Raw genomic sequence first — 21,653 nt, 5'->3', positions numbered from 1 at the left:
TAATATTCACCATAACTGGAATGCTCTTATGTTTAACTCACTTACCTCGTTATTTAAACAATTAGTTGACGGCTCTGATTTAGGCAAAACGCCCACTGCCTCACCTAACTTAGCCATCGCCAGCTTGTTATGCGAAGTCGCTGGTGCAGACCACGCGATCAACGAATCAGAGCAACAAGCCAAACTGCACTTACTTCAGCGTTTACTGAACATAACCGAAGAAGAATCAAAAGCTTTATTAACACAAGCTGAGCCTCAAGTTGAACAATCTGTTTCTCTGTACGATTTCACTTCTCAACTGCGAGAGCTTTCGCAGCCGGTTCGCATAGAATTAATCAAAGCTATGTGGGAAGTCGCGCATGCGGATGGAGAGATTGACCCACTTGAAGATTCAGTGATCCGTAAAACCGCAGAACTGCTCTACGTTGACCACAGTGACTTTATCAAAACGAAGCTGAACGTCATCGGTAAAAGCTAACCAAAGGCTCGATACTCACGTTAAGTGACTGGATCAACGTAAACGGTCGCCATGCATGATGCCTTTGAGCTCTAACGGCGTGCCCTTCTTAGTGACATAAAGGCCGCGCTGATTTGATACCAACACACTGCGCTTGCCTTGTGTTTGTTGAATGTATAAGTGCTTGATATTGAATGTCTGCTTATCTTGGGCCTGATCTTGATCCAATTGATAAAAGTAGTAATGATTCCCCCAGCGCAAGAACACGCCAAACATCTGCTTAGTTTGAGCGATATTCCCATCGATATCGTAACCAATGTACTGCATTTTGACTCGACCATTTTCCAATCGAAGTGATATTTTTTCCCAGCCTACCATCGGGTATTCTGCGGAAAATTTATAAGTACTTTTGGTTGCGAGCCCAGAAATTAAGCCTACATTTAGAATCACAAAAAACGTGAGTAAGATAGGCATCCAAAACTTACGATTCATATCACTCACCCTCGCTCATCGTCATTATCGTCATCGCAAGACAAAGATTTAAACTGGTGACTCATCTCTTTCCAGCGCCCGTTTATCAATGCGACGGCTTGGATATTCTGGCACCCAACTCCGATGCGATGCAGATAAAGCGAATCAACACCGAGTTCTGAGACGGTATTGAGTTCGGTTAATAATTCTTGATCAAAATTCAAACTGTCGTGATAAACATCCATGCCACGATAGCTCGTTTTATCCATAAAAAAAACGAACTGATAAAACAGCACGAGAAGAAGCGCGCTGACGACCATCCCTACGATACGAGATTGGTGACGAGTGAGAAAACTCTTAACCCTTCGCTGTTTATGAAGTTCCCGTTGTTGGGGTAATACAGACTCGCTTTTACTGTCATCACTGCGATCACTGCGATCACTGTCAGTATTAAAAACCTCTAGCTCAACGGTTTCATTAGGAACATTAACTTGAGCTACTTGAGTTTGAATAGCAGAAATGGGTGTTGATAGATAACCACCAAGCTGTTGAGGTCTGCTAAAACTGTACCCTTGCTTCTGAACCGTTAAAATTTTGCACTCACAGTTCAGTTCATTCAACGCTGTACGAATGTTCTTTATCGCTACGTTTAGCGAGCTTCCTGTCACCACCCGCCCAGGCCAGCAATGTTCAAGAAGGAAGTCTCGGCCAATCGCTTTCGGGCTATTCATCACCAAATGTTCAAGGATCAAACTTTCGGATGAAGACAAGGTGACCTGCTTGTTAGAGCTCGAATTAATGAGAGTATTGTTATTCAATTCGATACCCGAAGCGTCTAAGGTGATCTTATCAGGGCTATTGGCGTTCATTTCGGCGAGGCGTTCATAAATAAAAGGTCATCAAAAAGGTGTTTATTTGGTCGAGCTAATACCAAACCATACATGGAAAAGAAGAGTAATAAGTTTAGTCAATAATTAAGCCAAATATAAGCTCAGCAAGTAACAAGATAAAATAACAACAAGGTGAGCCAGTCACGAAAACTCACTCACCTATAAACATAGCCGAGTTTAACTCTAAACTTGTCATGGTCCTATATTAAGACCTCGTCGTTACGCAATCTGAAAACGAGGTCACAATTCTGTTCTAGCGAAATTATAGTTCCAGTTTGAATCCAAGTTCACTAATCATAACTTCAGCGAAGCCTAACTTTACTGCATTCAACTGACTGGCAACTCCGCGAGCTTGTTCTTCGTTTTTAGCCAATATTGCCATTGAGTAAATGGGTCTGATCATCGCTTTTTGGTTTGGCTTCTCTTGAGCTATTTCTTGATGTTTTAAGTAAGCAGAAGTAATCACGCCTTGAGCGCTCCAATCGACAACCATTTGTAAATCTTGGCTGATAATCTCATCGACAATGAATTGATTCTCAGGCTCTGTCCAAGCGAGTTCGACTGCGTAGTTTTTGAAAGCGACGTCAGTGTTTAACCACTTATTACCGATGTCTCTGATTTCAGTCACCTCGACAAGCTCTTTAAATTGGAATGGTAGGTTACCAATCAACTCTCGAACGTGCTGTTCACTGTCCGCTTCAATCACAAACTTAATCATCGGAAATTTCTTGTCTCCGATAAAGCTTTCCGATACGAACATATCGTGTACCAAGCCAGCGTCAATTAAGTTAGCAAATGCTTTTTTCTGATGAGGCATCGCCTCAAATACCGCTTGAGCATCGTCGGTTTTCCAAGCGACTGACACACCGTATGCCGCAGCATGGGCATGGGTTGAAAAAAGAGTCGCTGAAAGTAGAAAGCTAAAAATAGCTAAAAAGGTTCCTAGAGTTGTTTTCATTATGTGGTTTCCTGATTAGTCGCGAATAATTTCATACAAGTTAGGGTCAGCAGAAACCCCTTCGATTTTTAAAGGTGGTAGCTCTTTTCTCATCACTTGTATTGCATCATGGAATTGCTTCTTACTCTCCCATTCAGCGACATTGATAAAGCGGTATGTCGCGTCCGAGCTTAAAGAGCGGTGCAGTTTGGTCGATAGGTATCCGGGTTGCTTCATCAATACGTCTCGCGCATTTTCCCAATACGTTAATGTAGCGGCCTCATGGGCCGGCTCGACTGAAAAGGTATTTATCAATACAACGGGTTGTGCCGAAACCAACACACTTACGCTTAGCGCCCCCAGTGCCAATCCATACTTAATAATGTTCTTCATCCTATTCTCCTTGTTTTGGGTGAGCTAACGCTACCACCTAGCCCTCCCCAATCAAGGTCGAGACCTGCGATTTAATATTAATTAAAAAGCTAAATTTCAAACCAATATTATTCACTCGTAAAATAAGCGATGTAGCCATTCACTATTGATAAACCACTTGTTGAAATTAGGTTTCTTGGGATAGTCATTGCCCTTAACGTGAATAGTCTTTGCCCTCAATTTGGATCGTCATTACCCTCAAATAACAGGCACAAAAAAACCACCTAATAAGTAGGTGGCTCTTCATTTTAATAACTCACAAGATTCAGGCTAACTTTAAGTGTTTAACCTTTCAGTATTTAACCAAGCGCCTCTCTGAAATACAAACGATTACAACATAGTCAGCGCAAGCTTTGCCAAGTTATAAGCGTCAACATAACCAGAGTGCTGACGACCTTCCCACTCAATGTTTTTCGCTTCTTGAGCAGCACGGTGACCAATACGTTTTTCTTTCAATCGATTCTGAACTCGATAAAGCGTGGCGATATTCAAGAACTCGCTGAACGGAGGTTCGATGCCTTTCTCAATACACTCTTTGTGTAAGATAAGGTCGTCACGTCCCCACGCTGCATAGATTTTTTTTGGTCCACCGAAGTTCTTAATCATCGACTTGATGACAGATTCTAATGGACGACCTTGCTTTTCGATTTTACGAGGTGTTATGCCCGTTAGCTCGGCGCAGAACAGAGAGACTTCGTCTTTCTCTGGCTTAACGTAGTATTGTGCTCGCTTGACGATAGTGCCAGATGCTAGATCAATTTCAGCAAGACCAACTTCAATGATCTCGCCTGTTGTTCCCACACCGTCTTCGCTCCAACAGCACATTTCCAAATCGAAACATACCACTCGATTGTGATTCATACGTCGCCTAATTCTCTCGTCAAAAATTTTGTCAAATTGTACATGAGCCCAATACAGAACTCGACCCTAGTTGCATCAAGTGCTCATTTAGCCTGCAATTGTAACGCGATTTCGGCCATTTGACTTACTTAGGTAAAGCATACTATCAGTTTTTTGAAGGAGTTCTTCGATGTCTTCTTTACTGCGGATGGTAGCACCGATACTTAGAGTACAACTCAATAGTTGACCTTTATGCTCACAGTGAGACTCGCTCACCGTATCTAAAATGCATTCTAAATAACGAGCCAGTGCGTCGTGTTCAATGACGCTCGAAATGATACCAAACTCATCTCCTCCCATACGGAAGACATGATCGCCCTCTTTCAAACTGCCTGAAATCAACTGAATTACATGAACCAGTAAGGCATCACCAGCCGGGTGGCCAAATTGATCATTAATCCCTTTAAATTTATCGACATCAAATCCAATCAAGCTAAACGGCTTGTCACCTTGTATCGCTTTATCGAGCACCTTATTAAAGGCTCGTCGATTATAAATCTCTGTGAGGCTGTCATGATTGGCAAGAAAACGGAGTTCTTCCGTTCTTTCATCAATCATTTTATACAGGCGTACTTTTTCTTGGACTTGCAGTTTAACGATATAAGAAAGCAACAGTGAAATAGTCGTGCCCACGAGGGCAATCCCGGCCAACACCAGGTAACCATTAAACGAAATGCATGAGTCTATCTTGAAGTCGACAACCCATTCACGGTTAGTGAGTGTGATTTTCTTGGTGATATGTTGTCCAGTCACACCCTCATAACCTTTCGTTTCGAACAAGACAGGTGCATCTTCGGCTTCAAAACCGACATCACTAACGCGGACATAAACATTCATATCCCCAACCGTCGAAGCCAGCAAGTTCTCAAAATAGTATGTGGTGCGAACCACACCAATTACAACGCCGAGTAAGTTGTCACTCTCTCCCTCAAAGACAGGGTGATACACCAACATGCCACTCTTTTTTGTGCCTTTATCTAGCCCATCTTGTATCAAGCGAACTTTGTCTGAAATATTCGCCTTACGTGTCTGTTTGATATTATCTAGAACGAGATCAAATCGCTCTCTAGAAGAGTAAAAGCCAAGAACTTTGTTGTTTGGTTCTGTATTGGGGAAAATATCGCTAGCAACGAAAGCTGGCTGACCATCCAAAATGTAGCCATAGGTTTTTGCTTGGTTCTTAGGAATGGTATACAGCTTAAAGAATGGGTACTTTTCTTTCATTTTCGCAGTGTGCTCAGCTATCTCGTCTGCGGGCACTTTTTGCATCCACTGCAAGGCAATTAAACTCTTTGAATCATCTATGGTTTGCTTAGCAAAGCGATCAAACTTATCCCAATTTTCAGGATCATTTGCGTAGAAAAAATTAGCACCAGACCCAATATATGCCACATCATTATCTATAAAGGCTTCCAAGCTCAATGTCTGGTGAGTAGCAAAACTATCCAAATTCATATTCAGCGCACGCTTTTGATTAAGCATGACTAATACAAAGCACAAAACAGTAATCAAAAAACTGACCGAAAATACGACCAACGGGAGAGTTTGTCTCTTCAACCCTGTTATTAGTGGGTCAGTAGTTTGGGGCATGCGGGTTCCAAATAGGCTCTATTGAATGAAAAGTATATAACGGACGGAAATAATGCTCCATTCATGTTTAGTCCTAAATGTCACATTAAACGGGCATTTTGTAAATTTTACTGACCCCCATGACCAATAACCAGACAAATCTCGACTAAATTTCAAGCTAACACACTAAAAAGCCACTTGTTTGAAAACATTAAATACACCTCTTAAGCCTTGAATATGCTAGTATCCACCCATATTTATAGCTTGAAAGCGACCGTTTCAGTCTCGTGCTACCGAGTTTCTTTCCAATCTGTATATTCCTTTAAACCGACGAATATACCGTTAAATCAATTTTAAAGAGAAATCACTATGATCGTTGATTTGAACCTAATCCCACAAACGTTTGATATGCTTCACGCAGGCCTAACTGCATCAAGCGTTTTACTACTGCTTATTGCCGTTTCTCGTAAAACCCAAGTGGTTGAGAAAGTCGTAGAAAAGCCAGTAGAAAAGATCGTTGAAGTTGAAAAGCCAGTTGAGAAAATTGTCGAAGTAGAGAAAGTTGTTGAAGTTGAACGTGTAATCGAAAAAATCGTAGAAGTTGAATCTAAGCTGGCAACAGCACCAACAGATTCTGCAATGCAGCTACTGTCTATCATGCAACAAGAAGCTCGTTTAATTGACTTCCTAAAAGAAGACCTAACTTCATTCTCTGACGAAGAAGTTGGCGCAGCAGCACGCGTAATTCACACTGGCGGTAAAAAAGTGTTAGCCGATTACGTGACGCTTTCTCACATCCGTACTGAAGATGAAGAAACGCGCATCACGGTTGTTGAAGGTTTCAACCCTCAAGAAATTCGCCTAACAGGCAACGTAACGGGCAATGCACCGTTCAATGGCACATTGGTTCACAAAGGTTGGAAAGCAACTGACATGAACCTGCCTAAGCTTGCTGAGAACTACGATGCATCTGTGATTGCACCGGCAGAGGTGGAGCTATAATGGAACACCAAACTCAGCCATCATCACACGAGTCATCTGCACAGACGCATTCACAAGAGCTATCTTCTCAAGAGCAACAGCAAGCGCCTAAGTTCAGTGTCGGTATCGATTTAGGTACTACACACTGTGTTTTGTCTTTCATCGACACAACAAATGAAGACGCTCGCGTTGAGGTGATGCCAATCCCTCAATTGACGGCTCCAGGTACCGTAGAAACTCGCAGCCAACTTGGCTCGTTCCTATACCAGCCGCACGAACATGAAATGAATGCGGGCTCTCGCGTCCTTCCTTGGTCTTCTGAACCTAAAGCGCTAGTCGGTGCGATTGCTCGTAACCTAGGTTCGAAAACCCCTATCCGTTTGGTCGCAAGTGCAAAATCTTGGCTATGCCACGGTGGTGTGAACCGTCGTGATGCTTTCCTTCCTGCTGGTAGCCCTGAAGAAGTTGAAAAAGTATCTCCGCTTAAGACAACTGAGTTGTACCTAGAGCACCTGAAAGATGCTTGGAACCACGCTAACCCAGAACACAAACTGGCAGACCAAGATGTAACGATCACCGTTCCAGCTTCGTTTGATCCTGCGGCTCGTGACCTAACTGCTGAAGCTGCGCGTAATGTTGGTTTTACTCACCTAACGCTTCTTGAAGAGCCACAAGCAGCTCTTTACAGCTGGATTGATAACAGCAACGATACTTGGCGCGATGAAGTGAACGTTGGCGACATCGTTCTTGTTGTCGATATCGGTGGTGGTACGACTGACCTTTCGTTGGTTGAAGTAACACAAGATGAAGGCAACCTAAGTCTGAACCGTATCGCAGTAGGTGAACATATCCTACTTGGCGGCGACAACATGGACTTAGCGCTCGCTTACCGCCTGAAAATGAAGCTGGCTCAAGAAGGCAAAGAACTCGCCCCTTGGCAGGTTCAAGCGATGACTCATGCATGTCGTGATGCGAAAGAAGCATTGCTAAACGATGCAGAACTCCAATCTGTGCCGATCGTTGTTCCAAGCCGTGGCTCTAAGCTACTTGGCGCAACACTGAAAACAGAACTGACTCAGCAAGAAGTACAACAAACATTGGTTGATGGCTTCTTCCCACAAGTCGCTGTAACGGATCACCCAGTACAGAAAACTCGTGGTGCACTGACTCAAATGGGTCTGCCTTACGCTCAAGATGCGGGTATTACTCGTCATATTGCTGCATTCCTTTCTAAGCAAGCCAATGCGCTTTCTGGAAATAGCGAAGCCGCTCAACAAGATTTCAACCCGTTTGCAAACATGCCCGGTATGCCCGGTACAGAAGCGCCAGCAGCAGACTTCATCAAACCAACAGCGGTACTGTTCAATGGTGGTGTTCTAAAATCTAACCTACTTGCTGATCGTCTTTCAGACACGATCAATGAATGGCTAATTAATGCAGACGCAGAATTCGCTAAACAGCTTTCAGGCCTAGACTTAGACCTAGCGGTTGCAAGTGGCGCTTCATACTACGGCGCAGTTCGTCGTGGCCAAGGCGTTCGTATCCGCGGTGGTATCGCTTCTTCTTATTACGTAGGAATTGAAAGCGCGATGCCAGCTATCCCAGGTATGGCTCCTCCAATGGAAGCACTGTGTGTTGCACCATTTGGCATGGAAGAAGGCTCAAGCGTTCAAGTTCCGAGTCAAGAGTTTGGTCTAGTGATTGGCCAGCCAGTACACTTCCAATTCTTCGGTTCAACAACACGTCGTGAAGACCAAGCAGGTACGCACCTTGATCACTGGGCTCCAGAAGATCTTGATGAGCTTCCTGAAATCCAAGTGACACTGCCTGTTTCTGAAGGTCGTCGCGAAGGTGAAGTGGTTCCGGTGACTTTGGCGTCTCGTGTTACTGAATTAGGCACGTTATACCTAGAAGCGATAGCCACTGACAATGGTCAGAAATGGCATGTTGAGTTCGACGTTCGTGAAGACTCGAATAACGACTCAAACGTAGAAGCATAATGAATCAACGGCACCTTAGCGGGTGCCGTTACTTTATCAATGCGATTCCCTAGCCCTGTATTAAAAGCATTCCAAAGACAATAATAAGACCAAAATTATCCATTAACTGGTCATCACTTTGGCAGAATAAGGTTTTGTATGGCATCTCCTCGTTTTTTAGTCGGCATTGACTTAGGCACAACCAATACTGTTGTCGCTTACTGTGAAATCAACGACGACCTACAACATGCTCCCGTTTCTCTTTTCGATATTGACCAACTCATCGGCCCCGGTGAAGTGGTTCGCAAGCCTCTACTTCCATCATTTCGTTATCATCCCGCACAAGGTCAGATCTCCCCTTCCGATCTCACCATGCCTTGGGAACCGAGCTTAGTTGAAGGCGATATTCAAAATGTCATCGTTGGTGAATGGGCTCGCGAACTGGGCGCAAAAGTCGAAGGCCGCCAAGTATCCAGTGCAAAGAGCTGGTTATCTCACCAAGCGGTTGATCGTAACTCCGACATTCTGCCTTGGGCAGGCGCAACTGACGTCGATAAGGTGTCTCCTGTTGTCGCAAGCGCAAGCTACCTTAACCACATCCGTCAAGCATGGAACTACCGTAACCCAAGCAATAAGCTTGAAGACCAAGACGTTGTAGTCACCGTTCCTGCTTCATTCGATGAGACAGCACGTAAGCTGACACTCGAAGCGGCAGCACTTGCTGGTTTAGGTAAGATTCTATTGCTCGAAGAGCCGCAAGCCGTTTGTTATGACTGGTATGCCCGTCACCAACAAACCGCTACAGACGAACTTCAACAGATCCCGCTGATTCTAGTGTGTGATGTTGGTGGCGGTACTACCGATTTAAGTTTGATCGAAGCGAGCTTCAAATCGGATAACGGTGGCAATCAAGAGCTCGCACTCGACCGTATCGGCATTGGCGAACACTTGATGCTCGGGGGTGATAACCTCGATTTAGCTCTTGCCCACCTTGCAGAGCAGCGCTTCAATCAAAACAAAAAATTGAATGCTTCGAGCCTAACCAAGCTTATTCAGCAGACTCGCGCCGCAAAAGAGAGCCTGCTTTCTGCTAATGCGCCAGACGATGTGAAGATCACCATGCTGGGCAGCGGTTCAAAACTGCTTGGCGGAACGAAGAGTATTGGTTTAACCAAACAAGAAGTTCATCAGATTGCACTAGAAGGTTTCTTCCCGCTTTCAGAGTTTACGGAAGTACCCGACAAACGACGTAGCGCGGTTGTAGAGTTCGGTCTACCCTACGCAGCAGATCCTGCTGTAAGTAAGCACGTTGCCGAATTCCTAGCGACCCACCAGCAAGTATCTAAAGCCGCATTGGAAAAGTCAGACTCTGTTGAGTTTGATGATACCAAACCTGCAATTCCTGTTGGTGTGCTACTCAATGGTGGTGTGTTCAACAGTGAACTGGTAACAGAGCGAATTACTCAGTTACTTGGCAATTGGAACGGTGCACCAATCACCGTCTTAGATAACCCTCACCCTGACTGGTCTGTAGCCCTTGGTGCTGTAGCTTTTGGTAAAGCACGCCGTGGTGCACAACTGAAAATCGGTGGCGGTGCCGCTCGTTCTTACTTCTTGCATCTACAAGAGAAGAACAAGATGGGCAAAGCGCTTTGTCTGCTTGCCAAAGGTACTGAAGAAGGCCAAGAGATACGCTTAAACAGCCGTCGTTTCTCGCTGACTTTAGGTGAGCCAGTACGATTTAATCTACTGACTTCAACCCACGATCAAATTGCTCATGACACCGCGATTCAAAATGGTGTGATGGTCAATGTCGACGCTGACTTGTTCTCCCCTCTTCCACCGTATATTTCAACACTGGAAGGTTCAGGTACTGCAGAGCTCCAAGCCAACCAAAAAGAACGCGTCGAAGTATTGCTCGCGTGTCAATTAACAGAAGTCGGCACACTGAAAATGGAGTGTGTGAGTACAGAAGATGACTCTAAACGTTGGTTGCTCGAGTTTGAAGTCAGAAACAAGCAAGGCGATGAGTCCGATAACTCTAAACTTCATCCAAGACTGGACGAATGTAAGGAGTTGATTTCTCGCCTGTACAGCGGCAACAAGAAAAGTGCGGAATCTAAAGAGATCAAAACGCTGGCCAAAGATCTTGAGAAACGACTTGGTAAGCGCGAAGAGTGGGACTTTACTACTCTCCGTCACCTGTTTGATTCGTTCTCATTAGGTCGTAAACGACGTCGTCGCTCTGAAGCACACGAGAAAAACTGGCTCCGTTTAGCGGGTTACTCTATGCGACCTGGCTTTGGTGATCCAACCGACTCATGGCGTATCGAACAAATTTGGGGCCTCTACCAACAAAACATTCAGTTCCAGAACCATCAAGGTTGGACAGATTGGTGGGTATTCTGGCGTCGAGTTGCGGGTGGCCTGAATCAAGAGCAGCAAGAGACCATCTTGGCTGATATCGCGAAATACCTTCACCCAGGTGCAATGAAGAACCCTAAAACGGCTAAAGATGCACAAGACAATGGTTATGAAGCCATGGTGAGATTGGCAGCATCACTTGAGCAACTTGAAGTGGAAGACAAGGTTCTATTAGCGACTTGGTTCTTAAGCAAAGCGATTAACCATAATCAGTTCGAACAGGCTCACTGGTGGGCTCTGGGTCGCTTAGCGTCTCGCACACCGTTATACGGAAGCCAACACAGTGTCATTCCAAGAGAGCAAGCAGAACAGTGGTTACCAAAGCTGCTTGACCAGAATTGGCAGAAAGAGCAGATGATTGCCTTCGCGGCTGTGATGATTTGTCGTAAGACGGGTGACCGACAGTTCGATATCTCTGATGACTACCGTGCTCAGGTTCTTGAAAAATTAAAGCAAAGCAAGGTGCCAGAGTCTTGGCTAACGCTAGTAAGTGAAGTTACTGAGCTTTCTGAGAGCGAGTCTAAGCGCGTGTTTGGTGATGCATTACCAAGCGGCTTGAGCCTAATCAATAACTAGCTTTAAAAACGATTAGCTTTAGCTGTTAATGAGTAAAGAAGCTAACGAAAAAAGAAAAAGCCACTTTCGGTTCGTTGAAAGTGGCTTTTTTATTGGTGGCTTAAGGCTGGTATGTTTAGTCGACTTATCGCTTTTTGGTTAAGAGCCTCAGCCGTGTTGCAGTTCATCATTGTTAATGTTTCGTTCCAGTTGGATTGATAGGAAAATCCGTATTTTCATAAATATCAGATAACTTTTTCGGTTTTTTCTCTTTGGCTCCTTTGTTCGATTGATTATGAGTTTCGCTTAAAAGCCATTCCTCATGCATTTTTGCTGAATCCAAAAACTCTGGATCTTCCATTGCTTCCTTGCGAAGTTTATTTACACGTTCGAGAGTATCCCAAATCATAATACTTCACCTCCACTAAGGCAGTAATATTAAGATAGCTCAAACACACAAAACTTCAACTAAACCAATGAGATAGCGATCTCAATTTCGTAATTTACCCACTTTTAAAAAGTGGAAGCGCTCATTTTCAATTGAGCTCAGACAGTGGGTATTCCCCATGATCTTCAAAGATCATCAGGTATAAAAAAAGCGAGCTTAATGCTCGCTTCTTGTCTGTCTATCTGTTGATCGGATCGCCAACACTCGCACGATTAAATCACACCGAACTTAAGCACGGTTACCAATTTTAACCGTACCATTTGTAGCAAACCAAAGTGCTTCTGAACGACGGCGACCTAGTAAAATAGGGCCATCATCGTAGAACAAAAAGTTTTTCCAGTGCTTCTTAAAAACTGACCACTTAGTTTCGAGAATGTTATATTTTTCATAACAAAAATAAACAGTTACGTCATCTTGCCAATCAATGAAGTTAAGGATCTCTTCTGGCATTTCAGGCTCATCGGCTTCCCAATTTGCCATCCAGCTGATCTCTTCGTTCCAGTTAGATGCCTTGCTCGGCCAGTCTTGCGAACTTAGTCTCTCAGCATCAGGGCTTTGAGGGCTTACGTTCTCTTTCCAAAACTGAGATGCCCTTGCCTGTGTCATTGGTTTTATCTTTTCCAAATCTTCAGCGGGTAGTGGCATTGACTGGTGAGTGAAAATCCATTTTCTTTGGTATTCTTCCAAAGTTGTATATGACATCAAAATTCCTCAAATATCTTCTCAGGCTTATGGGCTTACCATGCCTATATGTTCTTTCGATACAGCGATGACTTCATTTTATTTATGTTCTCCGCTGTATCTAAATTCAATGTTTGACACTCACACGGAGCGTTTATCTTGCCAGTTTGGGTTTACCAGTGCCGTCAACACGTGATCTTCCCATTTACCGTTAATCTGTAGGTAATCTTTGGCAAAACCTTCTCGAACAAAACCAAGATGCTCTAATACACCCGCACTTCGTTCGTTGTGAGGCATGTAGCCCGCCATTAAGCGGTGCATGTTCTGCACGTCAAACATGTAGTCTTTAGCCATGCTCAAGCCTCTGCGCATGTAACCGTGGCCCTGTGCACTTTGCGCCAATGAGTAACCGACATTACAAGCGTAGAACGGGAAACGAGACAAATTACTGAACGATATGGTACCTAACATTTCATTTGAATCAGCATTAATCAACAAGCAATAATAGCCTAGCCCCAATTTATGGAGTTCGTTTAACTTAATCAGCCGTTGAGCCCAATCCGCTCTGTCAAAGAACGCATCCTCTCGGGTCGGTTCCCAAGGCTTAAGGTACTCTCTGTTCACCTGAAAGTACTCACTGATCATGCTCGCATCATAGATCTCAGCCGTTCGTAAAATTAGGTTGCCATCACGTTTATCAATACGTTGCTGCGTACTCGAATCTTCCATAGTCTTGTTCTTATTCTTTTGTCTCTTTTTTCGTTACCGCCTCACTCTTACCGAATTTAGCAGTCTAATATCATCAGCTCTTTCTGATACCGTAATCACGAAGCTTATTCGCAATTGAGGTGTGAGATACATTCAAACGTTTAGCAAGCTTACGGCTTGATGGGAATGACTGATAAAGCTTCTCTAAAATCTGAGATTCATAGTCTTTCATGATCTCGTCTAGCGAGCCGTCTAAGCTTAAATTCGCCATTCCAGCAGTCATAGTGTCAAGCTGTGGCAGGTGGAATTGCTCAACCGTTAACGTATCTGAATCCAACTCTGTTAGTGCACGTAGAACCATGTTGTCTAACTGACGAATATTGCCTGGCCATTGGTAGTTACCTAATTGGTCGACTAGTTCTTGAGTCAACTTTGGTTTCAACATCCCTAACTGCTGTGCGTACTTTGCAACGAATAGCTCCAGTAATGGCGCAACATCGTTTGAACGTTCACGCAAAGCAGGAATTGATAAAGTCAGTACGTTCAAGCGGTAGAACAGATCTTCACGAAACGAGCCCGAGTCGGCTAATTCAGAAAGGCGATGGCGCGTTGATGCGATAATACGAACATCCGCGTGCATCTCTTCTTCTTCACCAACACGACGGAATGAACCATCTTGTAGGAAACGCAGCAGTTTGATTTGTAGATGCGGGCTCATTTCGCCGATTTCATCTAAAAATACCGTACCGCCATTCGCTTGTTCAAAGATGCCTTTATGACCTTGCTCATGGTTGAATGAGCCCGGTGCATGTCCAAACAATTCCGTTTCTGCTACGTCATCAGGCATTGATGCACAGCTTAGAATCAAAAATGGAAAAGAAGATCGATTTGAACGGTTATGACACGATTTCGCCAGCATCTCTTTACCCGTACCTGTATCCCCTTCAATAAGCAGAGGTTGATCTAGCATAGCCAGTTTCTTAGCTTGACTGATCAAGGCTTTATGGCGATTAGAGACACCAACAAAGTGTTCAAAACCTAGGTTATTCTGTTCAGGGATGGCGTCTGGCGCGTTCATTTCTTGGTTACAAGAACGAATCGTCATTACTGCACTCGCCAGTACCGCCTCGTTGACATCACCACCTAGATAAATAGGCAGAATTTCAATAGAGAAATCTAGACCATCTAGCACCACGACTTCACGGTGACGCGTTACATCGCCTTCAATCCAACGAGCGAAGTTGAAGCTAGGAACGAACGTCGCTAGTGGCTCACCGATCACTTCTTCTTCTTGTTTGTTGAAAAGGTTCAATGCAGCGTGGTTTGCCATGTCGACTGAGCCTTTAAGGTCAATCGCAATCACAGGATCAGGTAGGTTTGCCAGCAGGGCAATCAGTTCTGTGTTATGCCTTTCGCTTGGCATAAACTGGATTTTACGTACATCCTTCACACCTGAAATTCGGCGAATTTCAGCCATAAGTTCACTAAAAGCATCAAAATTAATATCCGGGCAATTTAGGTAAATAATACCTTTAACATCAATTTCGATTCCTCTTAAATCAATGCTTTTTGAGGCCAAGATATCGAGCAACTCACGCGTTAAGCCGAGTCTGTCTTCACACAATACTTCAAGACGCACAAATAGTCCTATTATAGGTGTCAGGATAAGTTGACAGTAGTGTGAATTAAGCTCTAAGTTCAGTCAAGAAGAAGAGTAAACATATGTTTACTCTTCGCTCGCAAATCACTCAACTTCCTTGTGTATATAGACTTTATAGGAAGGTAATTCGCTTTATTTCCTACATTTCAATTTTAAGCACTTCGCTTTACTTTAAGGTAATGCGCTTTATTTCAGAAAGGACGGCTTTGCGAAGGTCGGATAGTTTTACTTTTCGCTCACTATGCCAAGGCATAGGACGCAGCAATGTCATGGCTTTTAAGCCCAGTCTCGCAGTGAGGATACCGACACCGAGCCCCTGCCCTGCTCGAGCTGAGACTTTACCTGCAAGATCCATCGAGACGAGATCCATACTCGCATCAATCGCGAGTTCACTGGCTCCTGCCGCTGCCATGTTGATTAACACCAACTTGAACAACTTAATGCGAGACCAGTAGCCAAGCTCAATGCCATACACATCAGCAAGCTTGTCTATCATGGTGAAATTACGCCACGCCACCAGCAACATATCTGCTGCCGCTAACGGGCTCACAGCAACCAAGGCCGCGGATTCCGTCGAGAACTTAGTGACGATTTGAGTAGCGACCTTATCTTGCTGACTCACGACCAACGCATCGTACATATCCAACACTTCAGCATCGCTGTGCGCCGGATTAATGCTGTTTCGCCACTTATCATAAGCGGGTGATTCAGCGATAATACCGCCCTGCTTGGCAATGTTTTCACAGAATGCTTTACCTTTACCAACACTCTGGCTTTGTAACAGCTCTTCACTCTGCTCTTGCACACTGAAATGATCTTTCAGCGAACGCAGCTTCCACAACTCTTTGCCTATTGCGCCTAAACCTAATGAAGCAATGGCAGCGATAAAACCAGCCCAGCCTAAAGCTAGCCAGTCAGCGGTTTGAATAGCAGTAATGACAGAGTCAATCGCCTGCCAGCCCACCAGACCTGAGAAAGCGACCAGTAAACCCGTTCCAAACCACTTCTTCTTTTTGCTCGGTCGAATCACTTGTTCCAATTGCTGCTCAGCTTCACCATCAAGTTCGGCTTCCACTTGCGGTGCGACAGGGACAAATTTCTCTTGCTCTGTGAACAGTTGTTGAGCGCCTAAATCCGGGCCAACTTCGCTCTTGTCTTGCTCATCAAAAGAGGTCTTCAACGGTTCATTAAAGACCTGCTTTGTTTTTAATTCACTCATTTGATTGCCTCAATTACTTCAACTTGTCGCCAATGAGATACTCTAAAACCTTGTCGACTCTCAGATGCTGACAAGGCTCATCGGAGTGTTGTTCCATTGGCCTAAAGCTCGTGAAATCAAACTGGTTGGTTTCCCAATACTGTTTGTTCGGCAGTTTGCGCGGCACCTCTCCCGGATACATGGTTTGAGGGACATTATCTAGAGTCACACCTTGCAACGCCGGAACATTGTCTGAACCTGACGAGATATAACCCGCGCTGGTCGCTTGAATAGACGCAATGCTCATGCAACTCATGTCGATGTGTTCAAACGCCGCCTGTTGCCAAGCAGGGTGTACCATCTGCTGTAACAACGATACCAAGTTCGGATGTTGATCCGGTGTCACATGGTCAGCCTTAGTGGCAGCAAACAAGATCTTGTCAATCTTCGGCGCAAACAAGCGTCTTAGCATATTGCTTCGCCCGTACTTAAAGCTCTTCAATAACTGTTCTAACGCACCACGCATGTCCATGAAAGAGTCATAACCTGCGTTAAGTGGCTGTAAGCAATCCACCAGCACGATTTGTCTGTCGAACGTGGCAAAGTGATTCTTATAGAACGCCTTTACGACTTTCTGTTGATACTCTTCATACCGCGCTTTTAAAACCGCATAGTTGCTGGTTTTTGAGAACTTACCCTCGGGAGCAGCGCACGGAAAAAATTGCAGCACAGGCGCGCCTTCAAGCTCACCCGGCAATACGAATCGACCCGGTTGTACCCAGTGCAATCCGTTATCCTTACAAGTATGAAGGTACTGAGTATAGCTATCGGCAATCGCGACCAGTTTCTTTTCTTCTGCTTCGGCTAGCAAGTCAATGTCGCCACGTATTGTGTTCCACTGTTGCGAATAGGTTTCTCTATCGCCGTTCAACGCGGCAAATTGAGATTGACTCCAAGTATCAAAGTCCATGTCCAACAAAGGTAAATCAAGTAGCCACTCTCCCGGATAATCAACAATATCGAGATAAAGGGTGCTGTTTTTGCTCAGTAGCTTTTTCGCACCTTTAGCTGGCTTATATTTAATTGCTAGACGAATCTCACTAACATCTCGCGTTGGCACTGGCCATTCTGGTGGTTGTGCATTCAACGACTCCATCGCTTCATCATAAGAGAAACGTGGGATCATCATGTTTTGTTGCGGGATGCGCTTTGCGCCAATAATTCTGCCATCTCTCGCCGATGCAAGTAGAGGCAGATTTTTGTGGGTAGACGTATGAAGAAGCTGATTAACCAGCGAAGTAATGAATGCTGTCTTACCCGCACGAGAAAGCCCCGTGACCGCTACTCGAATGTGAGAATCCGTTCCTCTGCTTATAAAGTCACTCATTTCTTGAGTTAGGTGTTTCATTTGAACGACTCCGTGATAATTAGGCCAGTCAGTTATGATAATAGATAGGCTAGCCTATGTTCTTTCCCTGTTGGGATAGTGTGCATGCTTTTGCTTTTGCTTTTTTTTGCTAACAGTAATGAGTATGCAATATACATTCTTAATGCTAGATGAATAAAAGCCCCTGACTACATTCATAATCAGGGGCTTTAGAATTTTTCTGCGATATCCGACTCTTAATCGTCTTCAATCAACTTGTAGATAACAAACAGTGCAATCTCTGCAATTAGCCAAAGCGCACAAGTAATCGTCACGTATTTATTATCAAAGATACTGATCCCTTTCAAGATCAGGTCGTAACCAACAAAAGCACCAATCACCACTGCCAAGATAATCTGTAGGATCTGAATAAAACGAGGCATTCCTCTCTCCTATGTTCTTATATCAAACTATGTGTTTATCACTATATCATTGATAATAAGACAAAAGTGCAAATAATGCTGCACTTTTGTCTTCAACTTTCTGTCAAGATTTGCAATTCAAACGCTGAAGTTAGCGACAATTACAATTTTTTGGCGTCGGTTAATTATGCTTTTTCAGCTTCAGCAATTTTCACTTTCCACGTATCAGGGCCGATCTGGTGCGCGTTCACGCCATTAGAGTCAACCGCAACCGTTACCGGCATATCTTCAACTTCAAACTCGTAGATCGCTTCCATACCGAGATCTTCAAACGCAACCACACGTGCTTTCTTAATTGCTTTTGCAACAAGATAAGCGGCGCCGCCAACAGCCATTAGGTAAACTGACTTATGTTGTTTGATTGATTCAACGGTCGCAGGGCCACGTTCTGCTTTACCAATCATGCCCATAATGCCAGTTTCTTCTAGCATCATGTCGGTGAACTTATCCATACGAGTAGACGTTGTCGGGCCAGCAGGACCTACCGCTTCATCACCCACAGCATCAACAGGGCCAACGTAGTAAATGAACTTACCTTTCAGGTCGACGCCTTCTGGTAAACCTTCACCACTTTCAAGCATGCCTTGAATACGCTTATGCGCTGCATCACGACCCGTTAAGATCTTGCCTGATAGAAGAACCGTTTCGCCGGTCTTCCAATCTTGAACGTCTTCTTTAGTAATTTCATCAAGGTTAACACGGCGTGTATTTGCGCCTGCTTCCCAAGTTATATCTGGCCACTCTTCTAACTTAGGTGGTGTTAGCTCTGCAGGGCCGCTGCCGTCTAGAGTGAAGTGTACGTGACGCGTTGCCGCACAGTTCGGGATCAAGCAAACAGGCTTAGAGGCTGCGTGCGTTGGTGCTGTTTTGATTTTCACGTCAACCACAGTCGTTAGACCGCCAAGACCTTGTGCGCCAATGCCCAGTTTGTTTACACGGTTGAAGATATCTAAACGAAGCTCTTCTTCTGCGTTCTCTGGGCCTTTGTCGATAAGCTCTTGGATATCGATGTGTTCCATCAGAGATTCTTTAGCGAGTACCGCGGCTTTCTCCGCCGTACCGCCAATACCTATACCTAGCATACCCGGTGGACACCAGCCCGCGCCCATTGTTGGTAGCGTCTTCTCTACCCACTCTGCAATATCATCAGAAGGGTTAAGCATTACCATCTTGGTTTTGTTCTCAGAACCGCCGCCTTTTGCCGCGATTTGAATTTCAACTTTGTTGCCTGGAACCATATTAATGTGAACAACCGCTGGTGTGTTGTCTTTGGTATTAATACGCTTACCTGCAGGGTCCATTAGGACAGATGCACGCAATGGGTTATCTGGATTGTTGTAAGCTTGACGAACGCCTTCATCAACCATCTGTTGTACTGTTTGATCCGTTTCCCACCTAACATCCATACCGATGTTCACGAAACAAGTAACAATACCCGTATCCTGACAAATTGGACGATGGCCTTCCGCAGACATGCGTGAGTTGATAAGAATCTGAGCAATAGCATCTTTAGCTGCTTGGCTCTCTTCTTTCTCGTACGCTTTTTCTAGGGCTTGGACAAAGTCTAAAGGGTGATAATAAGAAATGTACTGAAGTGCGTCAGCGACACTGCTGATCACATCTTGCTTACGAATAACCGTCATTGCATGCCTCTTTATTGTTCTGGTTCCATGTGGGGTCTTGGTTTGACTGTTTTTGTCTAACCGGATTAGTTGGCTTAGCTTTTTATTATGTTGAGCTGTATTTAGTTGCTTTAGCAATCGCTTGCATAGCTGTAAACTAAACCATGTAGTTTGCACCGTTCTAATCAAGAACCCATTTTATTTTCAATTTATGATACTCTTGCTTCCTCTCACACGCCATGCAGTGATCGAACTCTTTGTCACAAATTAAACAAATGAATAACAACGAATTTCGCTCTATCCAAATCAAGCCGCTTGAATATCAATCAACTTTAGCTAAACAGCTGTTTTCTCATATTGAAAGCGTGCCGTGGGCAATGCTATTACGCTCTGCCTCAGAAAGCCACATCGATAGTCGATACGACATTTTAGTTGCTCAACCCATCGCCACCTTCGAGACAATCGGTGCAAAAACGACCGTCAATGTTAATGAGACGTGCGAGGTTTCAGAGTCAGACCCTTTCGAACTACTCGACCAATATCAGCAGCAATTACTACCCGCAATCAGTGAGCACCCTGAACTGCCTTTCGTTGGTGGTGCTTTAGGGTATTTTAGTTACGATTTAGGGCGACGAGTAGAAGCTCTTCCCTCTCTTGCTAAGCGTGATATTTCTGCACCAGACATGGCGGTTGGATTGTATGAATGGGCTGTGATTGTTGATCATAAGCTTAAAGCTGCGTTCCTTGTTGGGCAAAACATTGATACCCATTGGGATTGGTTAACTCAACAACAATCGCCAAGCCAACAAGCAGAAAGAGCAGAACAAGCAGAACAAGCAGAACGAACTCATCAGAAGTTTGGATTAACCACCCCATGGCAATCCAATATGACAGAACAAAGTTATGCCAATAAATTCGATAGCGTTCAAGAGTACTTGTTGTCGGGTGACTGTTATCAGATAAACCTTGCTCAGCGCTTCAATGCCCAATACCAAGGCAGTGAATGGCTCGCTTATGAAAAGTTAGAGAAATACAACTCAGCTCCATTCTCTGGTTTTATCCGTTTAGCAGGCTGCACCATTCTCAGTGTCTCACCTGAGCGTTTTTTAGAGCTCAATAGTGGCACCATTGAAACCAAGCCAATCAAAGGGACACGTCCTCGTTCTGAAAATTCCATGATTGATGACGCTAATGCTCAAGACCTGTTGAATGCTGAGAAAGATCAGGCAGAAAACCTGATGATCGTCGACCTGCTTCGTAATGATATTGGCCGAGTCGCAAAGCCGGGATCGGTTCATGTACCAAAGCTCTTCGATATAGAGAGTTTCCCTGCTGTGCACCACTTAGTGAGCACGATAAGGGCAGAGCTTGATGTGCAATATTCAGCACATGACCTATTAAGGGCTTGCTTTCCCGGGGGGTCGATTACTGGAGCGCCAAAAGTTCGCGCGATGCAGATCATTGAGGAGCTAGAGCCTCATCGTCGCTCGGCGTATTGCGGTAGCATTGGTTATATCAGCCGTAATGGCAGAATGGACACCAGCATTACGATTCGTACCCTAGTGGCAGAAAACAATACGCTTTATGCTTGGGCTGGAGGTGGTGTGGTATTTGATAGTGATTGCGTATCTGAATATCAAGAGACTCTGGATAAGTTAAGCCGTATCCTACCGGTATTAGCCACTAAATAGTTTAATCTTTGCTGCGGGCAATATAGCTACGATATCCCGTTATCGAAATAGCATATAGAATTACGGTGACGTTAATTCTATATGCTTTAATTAGCTAAGTGAGTTATAACCCACTCAGCTTCTTCTTTTACACTAGCTTAGAATGTGGTATCCGCCCCATGAACCCACGGGGCGACTTGTCAGTGTTTGAAGTTCCAAGGCA

At 44.5% G+C, this 21,653-nt stretch carries 19 protein-coding genes; 5 read left to right on the top strand and 14 right to left on the bottom strand.

All coding sequences use genetic code 11. The features are described 5' to 3' along the window. Positions 1-28: 28 nt before the first annotated feature. Positions 29-478, top strand: a complete 450-nt coding sequence (locus tag AB6D07_RS16260; RefSeq protein WP_009847013.1) for a TerB family tellurite resistance protein — start codon at positions 29-31, stop codon at positions 476-478. A 33-nt stretch (positions 479-511) separates the two neighbouring features. On the opposite strand, the gene AB6D07_RS16255 is transcribed toward AB6D07_RS16260, so the two are convergent. The 6 genes from AB6D07_RS16255 to AB6D07_RS16230 all read right to left on the bottom strand — a co-directional run bounded on the left by AB6D07_RS16255 (position 512) and on the right by AB6D07_RS16230 (position 5,677). Continuing rightward, positions 512-949, bottom strand: a complete 438-nt coding sequence (locus tag AB6D07_RS16255) for a hypothetical protein (RefSeq protein ID WP_029222865.1) — start codon at positions 947-949, stop codon at positions 512-514. 5 nt (positions 950-954) lie between these two features. Then, entirely contained in the window at positions 955-1,797 is an 843-nt protein-coding gene (locus tag AB6D07_RS16250) for a winged helix-turn-helix domain-containing protein (protein ID WP_017096749.1), read from the bottom strand. A 283-nt stretch (positions 1,798-2,080) separates the two neighbouring features. Beyond that, the gene (locus tag AB6D07_RS16245; RefSeq protein ID WP_017102684.1) at positions 2,081-2,776 is read right to left on the bottom strand and encodes a hypothetical protein; all 696 of its coding nucleotides are present in this window, start codon (positions 2,774-2,776) and stop codon (positions 2,081-2,083) included. Positions 2,777-2,791: 15 nt separating this feature from the next. Then, complete coding sequence (locus AB6D07_RS16240; protein ID WP_017102683.1) at positions 2,792-3,148, bottom strand: antibiotic biosynthesis monooxygenase; 357 nt, start codon at positions 3,146-3,148, stop codon at positions 2,792-2,794. A 369-nt stretch (positions 3,149-3,517) separates the two neighbouring features. Continuing rightward, on the bottom strand, positions 3,518-4,048 hold the full coding sequence (locus AB6D07_RS16235; RefSeq protein ID WP_009847018.1) for a 3'-5' exonuclease: 531 nt from the start codon (positions 4,046-4,048) through the stop codon (positions 3,518-3,520). 87 nt (positions 4,049-4,135) lie between these two features. Beyond that, positions 4,136-5,677, bottom strand: a complete 1,542-nt coding sequence (locus AB6D07_RS16230) for a sensor domain-containing diguanylate cyclase (protein WP_017102682.1) — start codon at positions 5,675-5,677, stop codon at positions 4,136-4,138. 348 nt (positions 5,678-6,025) lie between these two features. On the opposite strand from AB6D07_RS16230, the gene AB6D07_RS16225 reads away from it, so the two are divergent. From AB6D07_RS16225 to AB6D07_RS16215, 3 genes are all read left to right on the top strand, one after another. Beyond that, a complete protein-coding gene (locus tag AB6D07_RS16225; RefSeq protein WP_009847020.1) occupies positions 6,026-6,658 on the top strand; it encodes a DUF2760 domain-containing protein in 633 nt (210 codons plus the stop codon). Further along, positions 6,658-8,637 (top strand): Hsp70 family protein, encoded by a 1,980-nt coding sequence (locus tag AB6D07_RS16220; protein WP_017102681.1) that lies wholly within the window; start codon positions 6,658-6,660, stop codon positions 8,635-8,637. Before AB6D07_RS16225 ends, AB6D07_RS16220 begins: the two co-directional genes overlap by 1 nt. A gap of 138 nt (positions 8,638-8,775) precedes the next feature. After that, on the top strand, positions 8,776-11,616 hold the full coding sequence (locus tag AB6D07_RS16215; RefSeq protein ID WP_029222864.1) for an Hsp70 family protein: 2,841 nt from the start codon (positions 8,776-8,778) through the stop codon (positions 11,614-11,616). Positions 11,617-11,788: 172 nt separating this feature from the next. Here AB6D07_RS16215 and AB6D07_RS16210 read toward each other — a convergent pair whose 3' ends face one another. From AB6D07_RS16210 to AB6D07_RS16175, 8 genes are all read right to left on the bottom strand, one after another. Beyond that, positions 11,789-12,004 carry a hypothetical protein gene (locus AB6D07_RS16210; RefSeq protein WP_012604204.1) on the bottom strand — a complete coding sequence of 72 codons (216 nt, stop codon included), beginning with the start codon at positions 12,002-12,004 and terminating at the stop codon, positions 11,789-11,791. A gap of 267 nt (positions 12,005-12,271) precedes the next feature. Beyond that, entirely contained in the window at positions 12,272-12,745 is a 474-nt protein-coding gene (locus tag AB6D07_RS16205) for a DUF2947 domain-containing protein (RefSeq protein WP_029222863.1), read from the bottom strand. Between the two features lie 120 nt (positions 12,746-12,865). Next, entirely contained in the window at positions 12,866-13,453 is a 588-nt protein-coding gene (gene rimJ / locus AB6D07_RS16200; RefSeq protein ID WP_009847025.1) for a ribosomal protein S5-alanine N-acetyltransferase, read from the bottom strand. A 73-nt stretch (positions 13,454-13,526) separates the two neighbouring features. After that, on the bottom strand, positions 13,527-15,071 hold the full coding sequence (gene tyrR, locus AB6D07_RS16195) for a transcriptional regulator TyrR (protein WP_017101490.1): 1,545 nt from the start codon (positions 15,069-15,071) through the stop codon (positions 13,527-13,529). 187 nt (positions 15,072-15,258) lie between these two features. After that, complete coding sequence (locus tag AB6D07_RS16190; protein ID WP_017102679.1) at positions 15,259-16,311, bottom strand: YcjF family protein; 1,053 nt, start codon at positions 16,309-16,311, stop codon at positions 15,259-15,261. Between the two features lie 13 nt (positions 16,312-16,324). Beyond that, positions 16,325-17,698, bottom strand: a complete 1,374-nt coding sequence (locus tag AB6D07_RS16185) for a YcjX family protein (RefSeq protein ID WP_017096744.1) — start codon at positions 17,696-17,698, stop codon at positions 16,325-16,327. A gap of 215 nt (positions 17,699-17,913) precedes the next feature. After that, the gene (locus AB6D07_RS16180; RefSeq protein WP_004734731.1) at positions 17,914-18,099 is read right to left on the bottom strand and encodes a hypothetical protein; all 186 of its coding nucleotides are present in this window, start codon (positions 18,097-18,099) and stop codon (positions 17,914-17,916) included. Between the two features lie 164 nt (positions 18,100-18,263). Then, positions 18,264-19,781, bottom strand: coding sequence for a fumarate hydratase (locus AB6D07_RS16175; RefSeq protein WP_029222862.1), 1,518 nt, complete (start codon positions 19,779-19,781; stop codon positions 18,264-18,266). Between the two features lie 254 nt (positions 19,782-20,035). On the opposite strand from AB6D07_RS16175, the gene pabB reads away from it, so the two are divergent. Next, complete coding sequence (pabB, locus tag AB6D07_RS16170; protein WP_017102677.1) at positions 20,036-21,451, top strand: aminodeoxychorismate synthase component I; 1,416 nt, start codon at positions 20,036-20,038, stop codon at positions 21,449-21,451. The last annotated feature ends 202 nt before the right edge of the window (positions 21,452-21,653 follow it).

Source organism: Vibrio sp. 10N.239.312.C11, assembly GCF_041466065.1.
Taxonomy (GTDB): domain Bacteria; phylum Pseudomonadota; class Gammaproteobacteria; order Enterobacterales; family Vibrionaceae; genus Vibrio; species Vibrio tasmaniensis_A.
This window is presented reverse-complemented; position numbering and strand designations above follow the sequence as displayed.